We start from the raw sequence: 16,970 nt of genomic DNA, 5'->3' as shown, positions 1-16,970 counted from the left end.
GGAGGCCGCTGCGCGGCATTCGCGGGCTTGCCCGCTCCCACAGGTTCTGCGCTGTCCTCAGAAATGGCGCAGTCCTGTGGGAGCGGGCAAGCCCGCGAAGGGCTGCATGGCAGCCCCCATTGCTTCAACTGGCCTCGCGGTACGGGTTACGCGGATCCTGCGTCCAGTTCAGGTACGGCTTGCCGGTATCCTGTGCCTCCATTTCGATGCAGTTTTCCACCGGGCAGGTGATCTGGCACAGGTTGCAGCCTACGCATTCCTCTTCGATCACACTGTAGGCATGCGTGCCGTCAGCTTTCAGCGTGCTGGCAATTGCCTGGTGCGAGGTGTCCTCACACGCAATGTGGCAACGCCCGCAGCCAATGCACGCCTCCTGGTCAATGTGCGCCACCGACTTGTAGTTGATGTCCAGGTATTTCCAGTCGGTGGTATGCCCCACCGCCTGCCCGCGGAACGCCTCGATATTGGGGTGCCCATGCTGGTCCATCCAGCGCGCCAGGCCGTCCTGCATGTCCTCGACGATACGGAAGCCATGTAGCATCGCTGCCGTGCACACCTGCACGGCACCACTGCCCAAGGCCATGAACTCGGCTGCGTCACGCCAGTTGCCGATGCCGCCAATGCCACAAATCGGCAAGCCACGCGTTTCCGGGTCGCGGGCGATTTCCGCCACCATGTTCAAGGCAATCGGCTTCACTGCCGAACCGCAGTAACCACCATGGGTGCTCTGGTCTCCGACAATCGGGTGGGCCACCATGCGGTCCAGGTCGACGCTGGTGATGGAGTTGATGGTATTGATCAACGACACGGCATCGGCCCCGCCCCGGTGCGCGGCGCGGGCCGACTGGCGGATATCGGTGATGTTCGGCGTAAGCTTCACGATCACCGGCAGCGCGCAGTACGTCTTGCACCAGCGGGTGACCATTTCCACATATTCCGGTACCTGGCCAACGGCCGCCCCCATGCCCCGTTCCGGCATACCGTGTGGGCAACCGAAGTTCAACTCGATGCCATCGGCCCCGGTGGCTTCCACCAGCGGCAGGATGAACTTCCACGACTCCTCTATGCACGGCACCATCAGCGACACGATCAATGCGCGGTCGGGCCAGTCTTTCTTCACCTGGGTGATTTCGCGCAGGTTGATGTCCAGGGAGCGGTCGGTGATCAACTCGATATTGTTGATCCCCTGTACCTGACGGTTGGCACCATAGTGCGCCGAGTAGCGCGACGACACGTTGACCGCCGCAGGGTCTTCGCCCAGGGTCTTCCAGACCACGCCACCCCAGCCGGCCTCGAAGGCGCGGACCACGTTGTAGGCCTTGTCGGTTGGCGGTGCGGAGGCCAGCCAGAAGGGGTTGGGTGCCTTGATGCCGGCAAATACGATAGACAAGTCGGCCATTTACGCTGCCTCCACGTTGAGCATGAGTTGGGCATGGATGGCTTCGGCGGCCAGCTTGCCGTGTTGCACGGCCTGCACGGTAAGGTCCTGGCCCAGCGCGGTGCAGTCGCCGCCTGCGTATACGCCCGGTAGGCTGGTCTGCAGGTTTTCGTCAACGCGGATGCGCTCACCCTCGCGGGCCAGTTGCGCAGCCACCGGGTCGTGGAGGCTGGCGTCGTCGAAGCGCTGGCCAATGGCCTTGAAGATGGCATCCGCAGCCAGCTCAAAGGTTTCGCCGGTATCGCGCAGGCGGCCTTCCGTCAGTTCGGTGCGGGCAAAACGCATGCCGCGGACCTTACCGGCGTCATCCAGCAGCAGGGTATCAGGGCGGGCCCAGGTGTGCAGGCGCACCTGGTTGGCCTTGGCGATGTCCTGCTCGTGGCTGGTGGCGCCCATGTCTGCCTGACCACGGCGGTAAACCAGGTTGACGTCACGGGCACCCAGACGGCTCATTTGCACGGCCATGTCGATGGCCGTGTTGCCAGCACCGATCACCAGGCAGCGGTCGGCCAGCGGTAGCTGGCTCAGGTCATCGGCCTGGCGTAGCTCACGGATGTATTCGGTGGCGGCGAGCACGCCGGGGGCTTCCTCGTCGGGCAGGCCTAGCTGGCGCACGGCATTCAGGCCGAGGCCCAGGAACACCGCGTCGTACTGATCGCGCAGCTCGCCCAGGCTGAGGTTGTCACCCAAGCGCTGGCCATGGCGGACTTCGATACCGCCAATGCCCAACAAGAAATCCACCTCCCGCTGGGCATAGTCGTCTACCAGCTTGTAGCGGGCGATACCGTACTCGTTGAGGCCGCCGGCTTTGTCGCAGGCCTCGAACACCACCACGTCATGCCCGTGCATGGCCAGGCGGTGGGCGCAGGACAGCCCTGCCGGGCCGGCGCCGACTACGGCGATACGCTTGCCGGTGGCTGTCGAGCGCTTGAACGGGTGTGCGCTGAACTGGGCGTTGTCCAGGGCGTAACGCTGCAGCTGGCCGATCAGCACCGGTGCGCATTCCTGGGCGTTGTTGCGCACGCAGGCTTGCTGGCAGAGGATTTCGGTGGGGCACACGCGGGCGCAACTACCGCCAAGGATGTTGGCCGAAAGAATGCGTTCGGCGGCGCCTTGCAGGTTTTCGTCACTGATGCGGTGTATGAACGAGGGGATGTCAATCTCGCTAGGGCAAGCGTTGACGCAGGGGGCGTCGTAGCAGTACAGGCAGCGTGCACTTTCCAGGGCAGCCTGGCGCGCGGTGAGGGGTGGGGCCAGATCGCTGAAGCGCTCGGCCAACTGGTCGGCGCCGGCCCGGGGGCGCGGCAAATGGTTCAGGGCGTCGATCACGGTTGTAGCCTCTCTATTTTTATGGTGCAGGCGACAGGTATTGCGGTGGATTCTTGGGCCGCTGCGCGGCCCATCGCGACGCAAGGCCGCTCCCACAGGCGATGGCGGTCCTTGTGGGAGCGGCCTTGCGTCGCGATGGGCTGCACTGCAGCCCCAATGGCTTCAGCGCTGAACTGGCATCGGCCGCTGATGCTCGGCCCGGCGCCCCAGCACTTCATACACCGACGGGTACGCCGGCCGTTCCACATACCGCCCTGCGCCTGGTTCGGCGCGCAGGTCGCCATCGGCCCAGAGCACCTTGCCCTGGCTGATGGTGTGGCTTGGGATGCCGCGCACGGTGCGGCCTTCGAAAATGTTGAAGTCCACCTGCTGGTGGTGGGTTTGGGCAGAGATGGTGCGGGTGCCCTGCGGGTCCCACAGCACCAGGTCGGCATCGGCACCCACGCGTATAGCGCCCTTGCGCGGGAACAGGTTGAAGATTTTCGCCGTGTTGGTGGAGGTCAGCGCGACGAATTCGTGCATCGACAGTCGCCCGCTGTTGACCCCGGCATCCCACAGTACCGCCATGCGGTCTTCGATGCCGGCGGTGCCATTGGGGATGCGGCTGAAGTCGTCGCGGCCCATGGCTTTCTGCTCGGCGCAGAAGCAGCAGTGGTCGGTGGCGGTGGTGTGCAGGTTGCCCGACTGCAAGCCGCGCCACAGCGCCTCCTGGTGCTCGCGTGGGCGGAACGGCGGGCTCATCACATAACCGGCGGCGGTGGCCCAGTCCGGGTCACGGTAGACGCTGTCATCCAGCAGCAGGTGGCCGGGCAGCACCTCCCCATACACCGGCTGGCCCTTGCCTCGGGCATAGGCAATTTCATCCAGTGCCTCGCGGCTGGAAATGTGCACCAGGTACAACGGCGTGCCGAGGGTTTCGGCAATGCGGATGGCGCGGCTGGCCGCTTCGCCTTCAACCTGCGAGGGGCGCGACAGCGGGTGGGCTTCCGGCCCGGTCATGCCCTGGGCGAGCAGTTTTTTCTGCAGGTGGTACACCAGCTCGCCGTTCTCGGCATGCACGGTGGGCACCGCGCCCAGTTGCAGGCAACGCTCGAAGCTGGCCACCAGGGTATCGTCGGCGGCCATGATCGCATTCTTGTAGGCCATGAAATGCTTGAAGCTGTTCACCCCGTGCTTGGCCACCAGCTCGCCCATCTCTTCGGCCACCTGCTCGCTCCACCAGGTGATGGCGACGTGGAAGCCATAGTCGCTGGCGCTTTTCTGCGCCCAGCCACGCCAGGTGTGGAAGGCCTCCAGCAACGATTGCTGCGGGTTGGGTATGACGAAGTCGATGATAGAGGTGGTGCCGCCTGCCAGGCCCGCAGCGGTGCCACTGAAGAAGTCCTCGCTGGCCACGGTGCCCATGAACGGCAACTGCATGTGGGTGTGTGGGTCGATGCCGCCGGGCATCAGGTACTGGCCGCTGCCGTCGAGGATCTTGCAGTCGGTGGGTGGTTCGAGGTTTTGCCCGATGGCTCGGATCAGGCCATCGGCACACAGGACATCGGCGGGGTAACTCTCTTCGTGGGTAACCACGGTGGCGCCACGGATCAACAGGGACATGCCGTTTTCCTCGCAGGCTGACCGGTCTTGGCCGGTTCTTTGCATTGTCATGGATGCAGGGCGGGCAGGGCGGTCAATCCTGTCAGGCCTGACAAGATTCGAGGCTAGATGCTGATTCTTGATTCAGCAAGAAAATTTTCCCATTAATTTTGTGGTTTTTAAGTAGCTGATATTCAAGGGTTAAATTCAGTGAGCGTACGCAGGGCGGGGCTTTCAGGCTATTTGACTGGCTTGACAAGATGAAAATCTGGTCGAGATTTCTAAGCACATTCCGCGTGCGAACTCCGGTCATCGAATCAGCCTGATGAGCGAAAAATAGAAGAAAAACTGGAGAAGGGCCTATGCAACAGAGCAGATCGGAAGTGGTCGAGCAAGATGGCCTGTTCGAGCTGTCCGAGGGCAGCGATGTTCTCGACAGCCCGCGCTACAACCCTGACATTGCACCGACCAAGGTGCACCAGCGTACCTGGAACAAATGGCACATCACCGCCCTGTGGGTGGGCATGTCCATCTGCGTACCCACCTACACCCTCGGCGGCGTGCTCACGGCCTACTTCGGCCTCAGCGTTGGCGAAGCGCTGCTGGCGATCTTGCTGGCCAACGTTATCGTGTTGATACCGCTTACCCTCAATGCCTTTCCCGGTACCAAGTACGGCATCCCGTTTCCGGTGTTGCTGCGTTCGTCGTTCGGCATTCTTGGCTCCAACGTACCGTGCCTGATCCGCGCGGTGGTGGCCTGTGGTTGGTTCGGTATCCAGACCATGTTCGGCGGGCTGGCCATTCACCTGTTCCTGGGTTCGGTGTTCGACGGCTGGAAGGCGCTGGGTGGGACAGGCGAGGTGATTGGCTTCATGATCTTCTGGTGCCTGAACCTGTGGGTGGTGCTGCGCGGCGCCGAGTCGATCAAGTGGCTGGAAACGCTGTCGGCACCGCTGCTGGTCGCAGTGGGCGTCGGTCTGTTGTTCTGGGCCTTGCCCCATATGTCGATGTCCGAACTGCTGGCACAGCCGCCCAAGCGCCCGGAAGGGGCGAGCGTGGTCAGTTACTTCTGCGCGGGGCTCACGGCCATGGTCGGCTTCTGGGCCACATTGTCGCTGAACATTCCCGACTTCAGCCGCTACGCCCGCAGCCAGAAGGACCAGATTCTCGGGCAGATCTTCGGCCTGCCGCTGACCATGTTCCTGTTCGCTGCGCTGGGAGTGGTACTGACCGCCGCGTCGGCATCACTGGTGGGCGAGACGGTGTCCGACCCGGTCAGCTTGATCGGCAAGATTCAAAGCCCGTTCTGGGTGGCCCTGGCCATGGCGCTGATCGTGATCGCCACGCTGTCGACCAACACTGCAGCGAACATCGTGTCGCCGACCAATGACTTCCAGAACATTGCCCCACGCCTGATTGGGCGAAGCCGCGCGATATGGCTGACCGGCTTTATCGGCCTGGCACTGATGGGCCATGAGCTGCTGAAGAAGCTGGGCCTGATTGTCTCCGACCTTAGCCTGGAGAGCGTGTATTCCAACTGGCTGCTGGGCTATTCCAGCTTGTTGGGGCCCATTGCCGGCATCATGGCGGTGGACTACTTCCTGATCCGCCGGCAGAAGCTGGACCTGGCCGGGCTATACCGCGACGACGTGTATCCCGCGTGGAACTGGGCCGGTTTTGCCGCCTTCGCCTTGCCGGTAGGGTTGACGGTAATGGCGATTGGCAACAGCAGTTTCAGCTGGTTCTACGACTACGGCTGGTTCACCGGCTCGTTGCTGGGCGGTGCACTGTACTACGTGCTTGGCGGTATGGCGGTACGCAGTCCTGTGGTAGCGGGTGTGCCCGCGAAGCGTCCTGAACAGACAACAAAAAAAGCCTGAAGGAGAAACCCGTGACCCCCGTCAAAGAGATCCTGAAGACCAACGCCCATCACGTCGACAGTACCCGCCTGTGGCAATCGCTGATGGACCTGGCCCGGCTCGGCGCCACCGCCAAGGGCGGCGTCTGCCGCCTGGCCTTGACCGACCTCGACCGCCAGGCCCGCGATCTGTTCGTGCAGTGGTGCGAGGCGGCCGGTTGCTCGGTCAGCATCGACGCCGTCGGCAACATATTCGCCCGCCGCCCGGGCCGTAACCCCAAGCTGCCGCCGGTGATGACCGGCAGTCATATCGACACCCAGCCCACCGGCGGCAAGTTCGATGGCTGCTTCGGGGTGATGGCCGGGCTGGAGGTGATCCGCACCCTCAACGACCTGGGCGTGGAAACCGAAGCGCCGCTCGAAGTGGTGGTGTGGACCAACGAAGAAGGTTCGCGTTTTGCGCCGTGCATGATGGGTTCAGGGGTGTTCGCCAGCAAGTTCACCCTGGAAGAAACCCTGGCCAAGCGCGATGCCCAGGGTGTCAGCGTTGGCGAAGCGTTGAACGCCATTGGTTACGCCGGTCCGCGTGCAGTGTCGGGGCACCCTGTGGGGGCGTATTTCGAGGCGCATATCGAGCAGGGGCCTATCCTTGAGGACCAGGCCAAGACCATCGGCGTGGTCCTCGGCGCCCTGGGCCAGAAGTGGTTCGACCTGACCCTGCGGGGTGTTGAAGCCCATGCCGGCCCTACGCCCATGCACCTGCGCAAGGACGCCCTGGTAGGGGCAGCCGCTGTGGTGGAGGCGGTCAACCGCACGGCGCTTGCCCACCAGCCGCACGCGTGTGGCACGGTGGGCTGCCTTCAGGCGTACCCGGGGTCGCGTAACGTGATCCCGGGCGAAGTGCGCATGACCCTGGACTTCCGCCACCTCGAGGGCGAGCAGTTGAATGCGATGATTGCCGATGTGCGCGAGGTGATCGAGGCGACCTGTACCAAGCATGGTCTGAACCATGAGCTGGTGCCCACGGCCGACTTCCCGGCACTTTACTTCGACAAAGGCTGTGTCGACGCCGTGCGCGAATCGGCCAAGGCATTGGGCCTGCCGCACATGGACATCGTCAGTGGCGCGGGGCATGACGCCATCTTCTTGGCCGAGCTGGGGCCGGCGGGGATGATTTTCGTGCCGTGCGAAAACGGCATCAGCCATAACGAAATCGAGAACGCCACGCCTGATGACCTGGCGGCAGGCTGCGCGGTGTTGTTACGGGCGATGCTGGCGGCGTCGGAGGCAATTGCCAGCGGGCGACTGGCGGCCTAACCACTGGCCTCAAGACGGCCGTTACGGCCAAGGTGATAGCGCTGCAGGTCCTGCGCCAGGGTCAACTGCCCGCTGTAATGGGCGAGGGCCTCGTCGCGCAGGTTGTCGATGTGCGGGCTGCGCCGTGGGTCGTTCTGGTAGCGGGCGCTGAAATGCGTCAGTACCAGGTTGCGCACGCCAGCGGCCTCGGCAAAGCGTGCCACTTCAGCGGCGGTGCTGTGGCCGAACGTGCCCCCGGTGCGTTCGACCACCGCCTGGGTGAAGGTGGCTTCGTGCACCAGTACATCCGCACCCCTGGCGACGGCTGCCAGCAGTACTGGTTTGTCGTTGTCCCCGCACACGATCACCCGCTGTGGCGGACGCGAAGGCCGCAGGTAGTCGTTGCCGTTCAGTAGTTGCCGGTTGTACTTCACGGTCAACCCCTTGGCCAGCTCACCCCACAGCGGACCACGCGGTATGCCCTCGGCGTCCAGACGCTGGATGTCCAGGCGTGGCTCAGGGTTGGTTTCGGTGAATACGAAACCCACGCTGGGCACCCGGTGCGACAGTTGCACGGTGGTTACCTGCAGGGTCTCGCTGCGCCATGTGCTCAACGTTTCCACGGGCAACAGGCGCAGCTCGAACGGCAGGAAGGTATCGCTGGCAAGCAGGCCCTGGCGTACCCAGTCGTGCAGTGCGGCGGGCAGGATCACTTCCAGCGGCTGGGTGCGCCCGCTCATGCCCGCGCTGGCCAACAGGCCGGGCAGGCCGAAGCAATGGTCACCATGCACGTGGGTGATGAAGATCGCGCGCAGGTCGCGGATTGAAAGCGGGGTGTGTAGCAGCCGGTGCTGGGTGCCTTCGCCACAATCGACCAGATACCAGTGGCTGCCACTGGCTTCGATCACGGCAGTGGCGCTGACATTACGTGCCTTGGTGGGTACCCCGGCGGAGGTGCCGAGGAACAGCAGGTCCATGCTCAGGCTCCTGTTTCAGGCCAGAAGCGGCCAAGGTGATACGGGGCGCACACCTTAGCCGGATTGCCGCCCGCCGTCGACGGCCTGCTAGTTACCCTGTCGCCAGATGAGCTTGCTGGTGTCATAACCTTGCTCCCGGGCGATCGTCAGCAGTTGCTCGCGCTGCTGGTCGGTGACTGCTGGCGTGCGCGAAAGCAGCCACAGGTACTCCCGGTTGGGGTGGCCGACCAGTGCCACGCGGTAGTCCTTGTCGTGGTACAGCACCCAGTACTCGCCCTTGGTCAGGCCTGGCGCCAGGCGGCTGAACCAGTTGTCGAAGCGCACCCACAGCTTGTCGGTGCTGCCTGGCTGCTGGAGCTCGGCAATACCCTTGGCTTCATTCCACTGGCCGTCCTTTTCCTGGCAGCGGTTGGTTACATCGATACGGCCGTCCTCGCGCAAGCCGTAGCGCGCCTCGGACTTCACACAGTTGCGCTGGAAGAACATCGGCAGCCGCGCCAGTTCGTACCAGGTACCCTGATAGCGTTGCAGGTCCACCTGCTGGGTACGCGGCGGTGCCGGGTGATCGTTGCCGGCGCAGCCGAGCAGGGCCAGGGTCATGCAGGAAAACAGCAGTGTAGTGCGCAGCACCATGGGTGACCTCCTTGGAGCGAATGGGGCGTACCTGAGTTTCGACGCCTGTGCGGGGAAAAAGTTGTAGGTGGTTTTGCCTGCGGTGAAACCCGTGCAGGAGCGGGTTTACCCGCGAAAGGGCCCGCACGGGTCCGCACAGGCTTGCCTCACAGCCAGTACGTCACCGCCCACCAACCCAACCCGCCCATCACCACGGTATAGGGCAGCGCCATCCACACCATCCGCCCATACGACAGCCGGATCAGCGGCGCAATGGCCGAGGTCAACAGGAACAGGAACGCCGCCTGCCCGTTCGGCGTCGCCACGCTTGGCAGGTTGGTGCCGGTGTTGATGGCCACCGCCAGTGTTTCGAAATGCTCGCGGCTCATGCTGCCATCGAGAAATGCCTGCTTCACTTCGGTGATGTAGATGGTGGCAACGAACACATTGTCGCTGATCGCCGACAGCAAGCCGTTGGCCAGATACAGCATGCCCGGTTGCTGTTCGGCCGGCAGCGTCAGCACCCAGTTGATCAATGGGTTGAACAGTTGCTGCTGATGAATCATCGCGACCACGGCGAAGAACACCACCAACAGCGACGTGAATGGCAGGGCCTCCTGGAAGGCACGGCCCAGGCGGTGCTCGTCGGTGATGCCAGTGAAGGCCGTGATCAGTACGATCACCATCAGACCGATCAGGCCGACCTCGGCCACATGCAGCCCCAGGCAGATGATCAGGATCAGTGCAGCGAGCCCTTGCACCCACAGTGCGATGCGCTGGGCCTGGGTACGCGCGGCATCGTCTTCGACCGCATAGGCGGTCAGCACCTGGCGCACCGGTTCGGGCATCAACGTGCCGTAGCCGAACAGGCGCACCTTTTCCAGCAGTACGCAGGTCACCAGACCGGCACCCAGCACTGGCAGCGATACGGGCGCCACCTTGAAGAAGAAATCGACGAAGTGCCAACTCATCTCGTGGCCGATCAGCAGGTTCTGCGGTTCGCCCACCAACGTGCAAACGCCGCCCAGGGCGGTACCCACAGCGCCATGCATCAGCAGGCTGCGCAGGAAGGCGCGGAACTGGTCGAGGTCTTCACGGTGCAGGTGAGCGACTTGCTGGTCGCTCTCCAGTGCGCTCTCCTCGCGTGGATTGGCCCCGGACGCGACGCGGTGGTACACCGCGTAGAAGCCGACCGCAGCGCTGATGATCACCGCCGTGACGGTGAGTGCATCGAGAAACGCGGAAAGGAACGCCGACAGCACGCAAAACAGCAACGACAGAATGGCTTTTGAGCGCACCCCAAGCAAAATGCGTGAGAACAGGAACAGCAGCAGTTCCTTCATGAAGTGGATGCCGGCGACCATGAACATCAGCAGCAGGATGACCGGGAAGTTGTGCTGCAGTTCCTCGTACAGCGCCTGGGGCGTGGTCATCTGCAACAGCATGGCTTCGATCAGCAACAAGCCACCGGGCATCAACGGGTAGCACTTCAGGGCCATAGCCAAGGTGAAGATGAATTCGAGCACCAGTGCCCAGCCGGTCGCAACCGGGCCAATGGTTACCAACAACAGCGGGTTGAGCACCAGAAACAGGCAGATGACCACCTTGTACCAAATCGGCGACTTGCCCAGAAAACCGTGGGCGATTGCGCCGGTCAGGGGGCGTGACATAAATATGTATCCTTATAATTCAGCGATGGCGCACGGTGCCGGATCTGCGCGTCTTAGGCAAGGCGCACAGTCCCGTTTTTGGCACAAGTACGGCCATTGGGCTGGGTTACCATCGCTGCCATGAGCCTTTCACCCACAGGAGTGCCGCCCGTGACCGAGTACAGTGCATTCAAGGTCGAACTGACCGACAGCATCGCCCACGTTCAGATCAATCGCCCGGAGAAGGTCAACGCGATGAACGCGGCTTTCTGGGAAGAGATCATCGACATCTTCCGGTGGATCGATGACACCGATGCCGTGCGTGCTGTGGTGATCAGCGGTGCCGGCAAGCATTTCTCCGCCGGTATCGACCTGATGATGCTGGCTTCGCTGGCCGGCCAGATGGGCAAGGACGTGGGCCGTAATGCACGCTTCCTGCGCAAGACCATCCAGCGGCTGCAGGCCTCGTTCACCGCTGTAGACACGTGCCGCAAGCCGGTACTGGCGGCGGTTCAGGGCTATTGCATCGGCGGCGCCATCGACCTCATCTCGGCGTGCGACATGCGCTACTGCAGCAGTGACGCGCAGTTCTCGATCAAGGAGATCGACATGGGCATGGCTGCCGATGTCGGCACATTGCAACGTTTGCCACGCATCATCGGCGACGGCATCATGCGTGAGCTGGCATTTACCGGCCGCAATGTCGAGGCGGACGAGGCGCTGCGTATCGGCCTGGTCAACCGAGTCTATGATGATCAGGCCGCACTGATGGACGGCGTCTTTGCCATCGCCCGCGAAATTGCCGCAAAATCGCCGATCGCTGTGGCCGGCACCAAGGAAATGCTCAGCTACATGCGTGACCATCGTATCGACGATGGCCTGGACTACATTGCCACCTGGAACGCCGCAATGCTGCAGTCCGAAGACCTGCGCGTGGCTGTGGCGGCGCACATGAGCAAACAGAAACCGACGTTCGCCGACTGATCGGGCCGGGGGACGCGCAGTAAAGGAACCCCCGAGATGTCAGCACGCTGGACTACCGCAGTACTCGACCCACAGATGATCGGGGGGCTGGCCGTGGCCCGCAGCCCTGAAGGGTTTCTGGTGGACGCCAACGGCGCGCTGTTCCCCCGCGACTGGCTCAAGCGCCAGGACCTCGACGTGCTGTGCGAACACGGCATCGGCCACTTTGACGGCCAGCCGGTATTTTTGCTGGAACTGCGCAGCGCCACCGATGTGCCCGGCTGCAGCTGGCGCGGCCTGCGTGCGTTCATGCTCGAAGGCGACTTCGACACCTACAAGGTGCTGGGCTATGCCGCACAAATCGGCACCTGGGCCCGCGAGCATCGCTTCTGCGGCAGTTGCGGCCAGGCGATGACGCAAATTCGCTGGGAGCGGGCGATGTACTGCCAGCCCTGCGACCTGCGCAGCTATCCGCGCATTTCACCCAGCATGATCGTGCTGGTGACCCGCGGCGATGAAATCCTGCTGGCGCGTTCGCCGCGCTTCGTCACCGGGGTGTACAGCACCTTGGCAGGTTTTGCCGAACCGGGTGAATCGGCCGAAGACTGCCTGGTGCGCGAAGTGCGCGAAGAAGTGGCGGTGGAGGTGCAGAACATCCAGTACGTCGGCAGCCAGTGCTGGCCGTTTCCGCATTCGATGATGCTCGGTTTTCATGCCGAGTACGCCGGTGGCGAGATTGTCATGCAGCCGGACGAGATCGAGGACGCCAAGTGGTTCAGCGTCCACGACCTGCCGCCGCTGCCGGCCGGGCGGTCCATTGCCCGGTACCTGATCGACCTGTATGTAGCCAGGCGCCTAGGGTTGCCCGAACCAGTGTTGCCACGCTAAGCGCACGGTCAACGCCAGCACCACGGTGATGAACACCGGGCGGATGAACTTGCTGCCACCGCTGATTGCCGTGCGTGCGCCGAAAAAGGCGCCGACCATCACCGACAGGCCCATGCATAGGCCAACGATGTAGTCCACCTGCCCGGAAATGATGAACACCGTCAGCGCCGCGATGTTGCTGACGAAGTTCATGCTGCGCGCCACGCCGCTGGCGCGTACCAGGTCGATGGGGTACAGCAGCAGGGTACTGACGGTCCAGAACGCCCCGGTACCCGGGCCGGCCACGCCGTCGTAGAAGCCCAGGGTGAAGCCTTGCGGCACTTGCCACTTTTTCTTGATTGGCGCATCGGCATCCAGCGGTGCCTTGGGCGTGCCGCCGAACAACAGGTAGATGCCACAGGCGAAGACGATCACCGGCAGCATCTTGTTCAGCCATTCAGCTGGCATGTAGTGGGCGATGACGGCGCCGAGCAACGCCCCGGCCAGGGTGGCGAACAATGCCGGGCGCCACTGCGCCGGATGGAACAGTTTGCGTTTGTAGTAAGTGAAACTTGCGGTGGCCGAGCCGAAGGTGGAACTGAGCTTGTTGGTGCCCAGCACCAGGTGCGGTGGCATGCCGGCCGTGAGCAGGGCCGGAGTGGTGAGCAGGCCCCCGCCACCGGCGATGGCGTCGATGAATCCGGCGACGAAGGCGACCAGCGCCAGGATCAGCAGGGTGAGGGGTTCTACGGTGAGTTCGAAGGGCATGGGGTTTGGGCGTAGGGAGAAAGGCAAAAGGTGAGCAACGGTCGCTCTGAAGGCTGAGATGGTAATACTCACCGGTTAGGCTTGCCAGTGCCAGGTGTTTGCGAGATTGCCCTTGCGCTTTAACCTCTGGCAGTTCACTTGGTTTGACCCCTCACGCTCGATTGTTCGGGCTGAAATGAAAAATTCGCAGGGGGTGATGGTAGCTTATGAATGACGACTGCCTCTTCTGGAGGGGTATATACTTTTTCAATGAGTTTTGCGGTTTTATTGATCTTCTTCATGTAAATGGTGGTTATGTTATCTGCTTGCGCCTCATCGTTGAGCAGATACCTGGCATCGTTATTAGGCTCCCAATTTTCTAGCGTATCTTTGTATTTGATTAGGTTTGCAGCTTTCTCTAAATGTTTTCCTTGGGTGTGTGGGCTATCATACCACTTGGGGAATTTGGCCAGTGCAGGGAAGGTTTCAGTAGCCTTGACAGCATCGTTGTAGTACGGGTTTTCATTGTTCGGCGAGAGCGTCGAGGTGTCGCGTTTTATCTTGAAGAAATCCAAAATTACCCTCAGCATCTGGCCGGATGGGTCCAGATTGTTCGTTGGGTCGCCCTCGCAATAGGCATATGCATTTCGCCCCCCCTTGCCAAAAGGGCTGAGGTTGTCAGGCGAATAAAAGCGCATGAGATAAGGGCTATACGCACGGTGGCCGTTGCCAAGGAGGTACAGTTTCGTGAAGCGATCACAACGTTGCCCGGTGTATCCCAGGATATGCTCAATGTGGCTGTGCCCATAAGCGCTGTAGGTCAGACTTTGAATGCGGTCACGATGTAAGCTGTTGGTTATGGAGTTCTGCGCATTTACTGCCGTTAACAGCGTTTCGGCAGCGCGCTCCGCGAGTGGAGTGCCTGTGGCTGAAAACAGTGTAATAGATTGGTTGATGCCAACTGCTGTTGATAACTGGTCGATATTATAGAATAAGTGCTGCTTTAGGTTCTGTTGCATGATCAGCCTGCCGGCAATGTAATGTATTGATGCTACCTTCGGATAATTTAGCCATGCGTGCAACTGGTATATTTGCCAGTTGCATGCAGGCACTCTATATGTGTTGCCAGTGCCGGCCCTTTCGCGGGCAAGCCCGCTCCTACGAAGATGGCGTAATCCCGTAGGAGCGGGTTTACCCGCGAAAGGGCCGGTACAGGCGAAAACATCAACTACGGATAAACGCCAGCAAATCCGCATTGATCACATCGGCATGGGTGGTCGGCATGCCATGTGGGTAGCCTTTGTAGGTTTTCAGCGTGCCATTGGGCAGCAGCTTGGCCGACAATACCCCGGAGTTTTCATAGGGCACGATCTGGTCATCGTCGCCGTGCATCACCAGCACCGGCTGCTTGATGCCCTTCAGGTCCTCGGTGAAATCGGTCTGGGAAAACGCCACGATGCCATCGTAATGGGCCTTTGCACTGCCGATCATGCCTTGGCGCCACCAGTTGCCAATGATGCCTTCGCTGGCTTCGACCCCAGGGCGGTTGTAGCCGTAGAACGGCCCTGCTGGCACATCCCGGTAGAACTGCGCTCGGTTGCTGGCAACCTGGGCCTGGAAGCCGTCGAATACCGACTTGGGCAGGCCACCGGGGTTGCCGGGGGTTTGTACCATCAAGGGGGGTACGGCCGCGATCAGCACGGCCTTGGCCACCTTGTCTTCAGGGTACCGGGCCATGTAGCGCACCACCTCGCCGCCGCCGGTCGAGTGGCCGACATGCACGGCACCCTGGGTGCCCAGGTGGGCGACCACGGCGGCTACATCGTCGGCATAGTGGTCCATGTCGTGGCCGTCCCATACCTGGCTGGAGCGGCCATGGCCTCGCCGGTCGTGGGCGACCACCCGGTAGCCTTCAGCGAGGAAGAACAGCATCTGCGCGTCCCAGTCATCGGCACTGAGCGGCCAGCCGTGGTGGAAGTGGATCACCGGCGCATCGCGCGGGCCCCAGTCCTTGTAGAAGATCTGTACGCCGTCCTTCGTGGTTACATAGCTCATGGTCGTGTCTCCTGAGTGCAGGAAGCGAAGGGAGCTATTGAGAATAGGAGGAATTTTGGCGGGTATCAGGAAGTTGTGTTGCCTGTGCGGGCCTCTTCGCGGGTGAACCCGCTCCTACAGGGATCTCATGGATTTTGAATGCGCAGGAGCGGGTTCACCCGCGAAGAGGCCCACACTCATGCCCTTCAGACGCGATCGCGCATGCGGTACCAGGCCTTTGCCGCCGCTTCCAATGGCGCAGCCAGCAGGTCGCCGCCGGGGAAGCGGCCGTTTTCGATGCCTTGGTACAGCGCCAACAGGTCTTCATCGCCGAGAATGGCATCGCTGACCGCACGCGCCGCCGCCAGGGTCGGCAGAACGCCATGGCCGGAGAAACCCTGCAGCCAGTAGCGCTGGCCCTTGCGGCCGACGTCCGGGGTGCGCTTGATGCTGCAATCGATGTGGCCGCCCCAGGCATAGTCGATGGCCACCCCGGCCAGTTGCGGGAATACCCGCTCCAGGTACGGGCGGGTGGCGCTGGCGACGTCCTTGGGAATACCGCCCAGATAAGTGCAGCCACCGCCGAACAGCAGGCGGTGGTCCGGGGTCAGGCGGAAGTAGTCGGGTACGAACTGGTTGTCGATCACGCAACTGTTGCGAGGTAGTAACGAATGGGCGAAGTCGGCATCCAGAGGCGCAGTGGCTACCTGGTAGGAACCGACGGGCAACAGGCGGCGCGACAGGCCGCGGTCAAGGCGGTCGATGTAGGCGTTGCAGGCCAGCACCAACACCTGGCAGCGAACTTCGCCACGGTCGGTGTGGGCGACATAGCCGTCGCGAGCCTGCTGGTAGCTGAGCACCTGGCTCTGTTCGTAGATTCGCCCGCCAGCAGCCTCGATGGTACTGGCCAGGCCCTGCGCCAGTTTCAGTGGGTTGAGGTGGGCGCCTTTGGCGTCGTACAGCGCGGCCTGGTAGCGCGGGCTGTCGATCCATTGCGGCAACTCGTCACGGCCGATCAGGCGCAGGGCGTCGTAACCCCATTTATGCTCGGCATCATGCAGCGCCTCTTCGAGCATTTTCACCCGGCGTGGCAATACTGCAGTCCACAGGCTGCCCTGCCGGTAGTCGATGTCGAAACCGTGGCGTTGGGGCAGCTCGCGCATCTCGTCGGCAGCCCAGCACATGCTGGCCCACAGCCGTTGGGTACGTTCGATGCCAAGGGCCTGCTCCAGCGGCGGCATGTCGCACGACCAGCCCAACAGCGCCTGGCCACCGTTGCGACCGGAGGCCGCCCAGGCAACCCGGCTGGCTTCCAGCAGCGTTACGCGTTTGCCGGCCTGGGTCAGGCGCAGGGCAGTATGCAGGCCGCTGAAACCGGCACCGATGATCAGTACGTCGGTGTCGTGGGGGCCTTGCAGGGTAGGGCGTAACGGGATGTTGGCGGGGTAGGTCTGGGCATAGTAACTGGCGACGTGCTGGGCGGATTGTTTGAACATGCCGGGCTTCCGTGAAAATTATTATGTTTATTTTCATGAAAAGTTAGCAGTTAAATTTCACGTTGCCAATGTGTCGATCGGGTTTTGTGGCTCGCCTGTTGGTAATGTGTTGCCTGGGCTGGC

General features: G+C 62.3%; 14 protein-coding genes. 4 read left to right on the top strand and 10 right to left on the bottom strand.

What is annotated here, in order from left to right; all coding sequences use genetic code 11:
* Window positions 1-124: 124 nt before the first annotated feature.
* From preA to hydA, 3 genes are all read right to left on the bottom strand, one after another.
* Window positions 125-1,399 carry an NAD-dependent dihydropyrimidine dehydrogenase subunit PreA gene (gene preA / locus J3A98_RS14860; protein WP_176682255.1) on the bottom strand — a complete coding sequence of 425 codons (1,275 nt, stop codon included), beginning with the start codon at window positions 1,397-1,399 and terminating at the stop codon, window positions 125-127.
* Window positions 1,400-2,767, bottom strand: a complete 1,368-nt coding sequence (locus J3A98_RS14855; RefSeq protein ID WP_209967062.1) for an NAD(P)-dependent oxidoreductase — start codon at window positions 2,765-2,767, stop codon at window positions 1,400-1,402.
* Between the two features lie 162 nt (window positions 2,768-2,929).
* Window positions 2,930-4,369 carry a dihydropyrimidinase gene (gene hydA, locus J3A98_RS14850; protein ID WP_176682257.1) on the bottom strand — a complete coding sequence of 480 codons (1,440 nt, stop codon included), beginning with the start codon at window positions 4,367-4,369 and terminating at the stop codon, window positions 2,930-2,932.
* A gap of 341 nt (window positions 4,370-4,710) precedes the next feature.
* On the opposite strand from hydA, the gene J3A98_RS14845 reads away from it, so the two are divergent.
* Together J3A98_RS14845 and J3A98_RS14840 are read left to right on the top strand one after the other, a co-directional pair.
* On the top strand, window positions 4,711-6,228 hold the full coding sequence (locus tag J3A98_RS14845; RefSeq protein ID WP_209967060.1) for an NCS1 family nucleobase:cation symporter-1: 1,518 nt from the start codon (window positions 4,711-4,713) through the stop codon (window positions 6,226-6,228).
* Between the two features lie 11 nt (window positions 6,229-6,239).
* Window positions 6,240-7,523, top strand: coding sequence for a Zn-dependent hydrolase (locus tag J3A98_RS14840; RefSeq protein WP_209967059.1), 1,284 nt, complete (start codon window positions 6,240-6,242; stop codon window positions 7,521-7,523).
* On the opposite strand, the gene J3A98_RS14835 is transcribed toward J3A98_RS14840, so the two are convergent.
* The 3 genes from J3A98_RS14835 to nhaB form a co-directional block, all read right to left on the bottom strand.
* The gene (locus tag J3A98_RS14835) at window positions 7,520-8,479 is read right to left on the bottom strand and encodes a ribonuclease Z (protein ID WP_209967056.1); all 960 of its coding nucleotides are present in this window, start codon (window positions 8,477-8,479) and stop codon (window positions 7,520-7,522) included. The two genes, J3A98_RS14840 and J3A98_RS14835, sit on opposite strands and share 4 nt — an antisense overlap.
* 87 nt (window positions 8,480-8,566) lie before the next feature.
* Window positions 8,567-9,112 (bottom strand): lipocalin family protein, encoded by a 546-nt coding sequence (locus J3A98_RS14830; protein ID WP_176682261.1) that lies wholly within the window; start codon window positions 9,110-9,112, stop codon window positions 8,567-8,569.
* 146 nt (window positions 9,113-9,258) lie between these two features.
* Window positions 9,259-10,761 carry a sodium/proton antiporter NhaB gene (gene nhaB, locus J3A98_RS14825; RefSeq protein ID WP_176682262.1) on the bottom strand — a complete coding sequence of 501 codons (1,503 nt, stop codon included), beginning with the start codon at window positions 10,759-10,761 and terminating at the stop codon, window positions 9,259-9,261.
* Between the two features lie 150 nt (window positions 10,762-10,911).
* Here nhaB and J3A98_RS14820 point away from each other — a divergent pair, with 150 nt between their 5' ends.
* Window positions 10,912-11,724: a crotonase/enoyl-CoA hydratase family protein gene (locus J3A98_RS14820; protein WP_209967054.1), complete on the top strand. Its 813-nt coding sequence runs from the start codon at window positions 10,912-10,914 to the stop codon at window positions 11,722-11,724.
* A gap of 36 nt (window positions 11,725-11,760) precedes the next feature.
* Window positions 11,761-12,591 (top strand): NAD(+) diphosphatase, encoded by an 831-nt coding sequence (nudC, locus tag J3A98_RS14815; RefSeq protein WP_176682264.1) that lies wholly within the window; start codon window positions 11,761-11,763, stop codon window positions 12,589-12,591.
* Here the strand turns inward: nudC and J3A98_RS14810 are convergent.
* From J3A98_RS14810 to J3A98_RS14795, 4 genes are all read right to left on the bottom strand, one after another.
* Complete coding sequence (locus J3A98_RS14810; protein ID WP_209967052.1) at window positions 12,559-13,338, bottom strand: TSUP family transporter; 780 nt, start codon at window positions 13,336-13,338, stop codon at window positions 12,559-12,561. The two genes, nudC and J3A98_RS14810, sit on opposite strands and share 33 nt — an antisense overlap.
* A gap of 134 nt (window positions 13,339-13,472) precedes the next feature.
* Entirely contained in the window at window positions 13,473-14,336 is an 864-nt protein-coding gene (locus tag J3A98_RS14805) for an RHS repeat-associated core domain-containing protein (RefSeq protein WP_209967049.1), read from the bottom strand.
* Window positions 14,337-14,541: 205 nt separating this feature from the next.
* Complete coding sequence (locus J3A98_RS14800; protein WP_176682267.1) at window positions 14,542-15,372, bottom strand: alpha/beta hydrolase; 831 nt, start codon at window positions 15,370-15,372, stop codon at window positions 14,542-14,544.
* Window positions 15,373-15,557: 185 nt separating this feature from the next.
* The gene (locus J3A98_RS14795) at window positions 15,558-16,847 is read right to left on the bottom strand and encodes an FAD-binding oxidoreductase (protein ID WP_209967047.1); all 1,290 of its coding nucleotides are present in this window, start codon (window positions 16,845-16,847) and stop codon (window positions 15,558-15,560) included.
* Window positions 16,848-16,970 lie beyond the last annotated feature (123 nt).

This window comes from Pseudomonas sp. BP6 (assembly GCF_017875935.1).
Lineage (GTDB): Bacteria > Pseudomonadota > Gammaproteobacteria > Pseudomonadales > Pseudomonadaceae > Aquipseudomonas > Aquipseudomonas putida_Y.
This window is presented reverse-complemented; position numbering and strand designations above follow the sequence as displayed.

Bases quoted from the DNA above. Each gene is read 5' to 3' on its own strand.
- preA (WP_176682255.1), bottom strand. From the start codon at position 1,399: ATGGCCGACTTGTCTATCGTATTTGCCGGCATCAAGGCACCCAACCCC.
- hydA (WP_176682257.1), bottom strand. From the start codon at position 4,369: ATGTCCCTGTTGATCCGTGGCGCCACCGTGGTTACCCACGAAGAGAGT.
- J3A98_RS14845 (WP_209967060.1), top strand. From the start codon at position 4,711: ATGCAACAGAGCAGATCGGAAGTGGTCGAGCAAGATGGCCTGTTCGAG.
- J3A98_RS14835 (WP_209967056.1), bottom strand. From the start codon at position 8,479: ATGGACCTGCTGTTCCTCGGCACCTCCGCCGGGGTACCCACCAAGGCA.
- J3A98_RS14830 (WP_176682261.1), bottom strand. From the start codon at position 9,112: ATGGTGCTGCGCACTACACTGCTGTTTTCCTGCATGACCCTGGCCCTG.
- nhaB (WP_176682262.1), bottom strand. From the start codon at position 10,761: ATGTCACGCCCCCTGACCGGCGCAATCGCCCACGGTTTTCTGGGCAAG.
- nudC (WP_176682264.1), top strand. From the start codon at position 11,761: ATGTCAGCACGCTGGACTACCGCAGTACTCGACCCACAGATGATCGGG.
- J3A98_RS14810 (WP_209967052.1), bottom strand. From the start codon at position 13,338: ATGCCCTTCGAACTCACCGTAGAACCCCTCACCCTGCTGATCCTGGCG.
- J3A98_RS14805 (WP_209967049.1), bottom strand. From the start codon at position 14,336: ATGCAACAGAACCTAAAGCAGCACTTATTCTATAATATCGACCAGTTA.
- J3A98_RS14800 (WP_176682267.1), bottom strand. From the start codon at position 15,372: ATGAGCTATGTAACCACGAAGGACGGCGTACAGATCTTCTACAAGGAC.
- J3A98_RS14795 (WP_209967047.1), bottom strand. From the start codon at position 16,847: ATGTTCAAACAATCCGCCCAGCACGTCGCCAGTTACTATGCCCAGACC.